Genomic DNA, 2,385 nt, shown 5'->3' with positions numbered 1-2,385 from the left:
GGCGCGCTGGCCCTGCAGGTGCCCCACGATGGGCAGGCCGCACCAGCGCGCGGCGCCCCCGGCCATCAGCGCGCTGCGGATGTCGTTGGGGTGAAGCAGGTCGATGCCGCGGCCGCGGATCAGGCGCACCAGGTCGCGGGTGTAGGGCAGCCACTCGGCGACCGCGGTCTTCAGGCGGCGCGCCGCCGGGGCGCGCACCAGCGCCTGCCCGTACTGCAGCATGCGGGTGCCCGGGCGCACGACCACCACGTCCACCCCGGCGGCCGCGAAGGCCTCGTACACCTCGCCGTGATCGGGAACGGCCACCGTAGGCCGCACCCACGCCGGCAGGTTCACGATCAGCTCGAAGATCTGGCGCTGCGAGCCCGCCATCCGGTAGGGATAGCCGATCAGGTACAGTACGTTCACGGCTCGCTCAGTACCGGTACGCGGGAACGGGCATCCGCGGGCGCGCCGGGCGCGCGCCCGGCCGGGGCGCCTCCGCGGCCGCGGCCGCCTGCGCGCGCAGCGTGCCCACCCCCAGGACGAAGAAGAAGAAGATCCACAGGTGGGTGAAGCGCAGCCCCTGGTGCGTGGCGTTGTAGAAGACCACCGGCACCAGCACCAGCATGTCGGAGAACGACACCAGCCAGAAGGTGCGCAGCACGAAGAGGCTGAGCGAAAGCGTGCCGATGATGCCGTAGCAGAACACCAGGCTTCCCAGCGCCGAGTGCAGCTCCGACCCTTCGGCCATGGCCTCGAAGCGGTCGTAGGCGCCCTCGGCGGCGCCCAGCACCAGGTACTCGGGCTTCTGCGCGATGCGGTCGTAGCCGCGGCCGGCCAGCGAGTCGTCGTCCTGCTTGCCCATCGACGCGAACCGCGTGAGGGTCCGCTCGACCTGCGGAAGCTCCATGAGCCGCGCGCCCACCACGGGCCCGCCCAGCATCACCGCCGCGAGCGAGGGCACCAGCAGCGCGGGGCGCCGCACCACCTGGAAGACGATGAGCGCCGCGATGGAGAGCATGGCGGCCTTGGAAAGCGACAGCATGGCCAGCCACCCCGCCGACACCAGGGTCAGCAGCAGCACCCGCAGGGTGATCAGGCGGTTGTTGTACGCCACGGCGCAGATGCACCCCGCCAGCATCGCGTAGTAGCCGAGCTGGTTGGGGTTGTTGAAGAACAGGGTGGCGCGCACGCCGCCGTGGTGCCCGGGAAGCGAAATGAACAGGGGGATCAGCGCCTGCACCCACACCGACACCGCGATCAGCCAGGCGGTGGTGCGCAGGAAGGCGGCGCCCCGCTCGGCCAGCAGGATCAGCCCGCCCGCCAGCACGCACAGGTTGAACAGGTAGAACATGGGAAAGATCATCATCTCCACGCGCCCCAGCCACACCGTCCAGGCGGTGGTGATGAGGAACGTGTACCCCACGAACACCATCAGCGGCCGGAGGGGCCGCAGCGCCGCGGCGGGAAAGCGCAGCGAGCGCCGCAGCAGCCCCGACGCCACCAGCAGCGCCACCACCAGCGCCGCGATCCAGTCGCCGGGCTGGGGCATGCCGCTGCGGAACACGGCGACGGGGCTGAAGAGCAGGAACAGCCACCACAGGCCGGCGGCGATCCCCTCGGCCGCCACCCTGGCGCGGCCGGGCGGGGGGGCGAACGCCGGCATGGGCATGGGGGCGGCTCCGTTCACGGCGCCGTCGCCACGCAGAAGACCTCGTACCGGTCGCGGATGGCCGCCACCACCCGGCGGGCCAGGCGGTGCACCGGCGGCACGCCCTTGAGCGCGAGCAGGTAGTGCGACTCGCCCGCCGCCCGCACGGTGCACTCCTCCACGCGGAAGCCCACGGCGGTGGCCAGGTTGCCGAAAGTCTGCGCGTTCCAGCAGAACAGGTGCTTGTGCAGGTCGTCGGGACGAAAGCGGTCCTTGCCGCGCTCGCGGGGCGACTCGGCGGGAACCACCAGCACGGCGCGCGCGCCCGGCTTCAGCACGCGCAGCATTTCGCGCAGTGCTTCGTCCGGTCGCACCAGGTGCTCCAGCGCGTGGTGCGAGATGCACAGGTCCACGCTGTGGTCGTCGACGGCCGCCAGGCTGTTCACCACGCGGGCGCCACGGTCGCGGGCCAGCTGCGCCGACTGCTCGTTGATCTCCACCCCGATCTTTTCGCGGCCGGGAAGCTCGGCCAGCACGCCGCCGGGCCCGCAGCCAAAATCCAGCACCACCGCGTCGGGGCGGGAATATCCGCTGAACTTCACGGCGTGCCGCTGCTGGGCCACCGTGCCGAAGCCGCGGCTGCGGAACGCGAAGTAGCGCTCGCCGGAGGCCCCGGTGTAATGATTTTCGATTCCGCTCATGGCACCGTCGGGTACGGCAGTCGGCATCCCGGGACGTCGGCGGACACCGGG

General features: G+C 71.7%; 3 protein-coding genes. All 3 read right to left on the bottom strand.

The window, feature by feature from the left end:
- On the bottom strand, window positions 1-408 hold a 408-nt coding region (locus VIB55_RS25115; protein WP_331879440.1), incomplete at its 3' end, for a glycosyltransferase.
- Between the two features lie 7 nt (window positions 409-415).
- Entirely contained in the window at window positions 416-1,672 is a 1,257-nt protein-coding gene (locus VIB55_RS25110) for a hypothetical protein (RefSeq protein WP_331879439.1), read from the bottom strand.
- Complete coding sequence (locus VIB55_RS25105) at window positions 1,669-2,334, bottom strand: class I SAM-dependent methyltransferase (protein WP_331879438.1); 666 nt, start codon at window positions 2,332-2,334, stop codon at window positions 1,669-1,671. Before VIB55_RS25105 ends, VIB55_RS25110 begins: the two co-directional genes overlap by 4 nt.
- Window positions 2,335-2,385: the final 51 nt, after the last annotated feature.

This window comes from Longimicrobium sp. (assembly GCF_036554565.1).
Lineage (GTDB): Bacteria > Gemmatimonadota > Gemmatimonadetes > Longimicrobiales > Longimicrobiaceae > Longimicrobium.
This window is presented reverse-complemented; position numbering and strand designations above follow the sequence as displayed.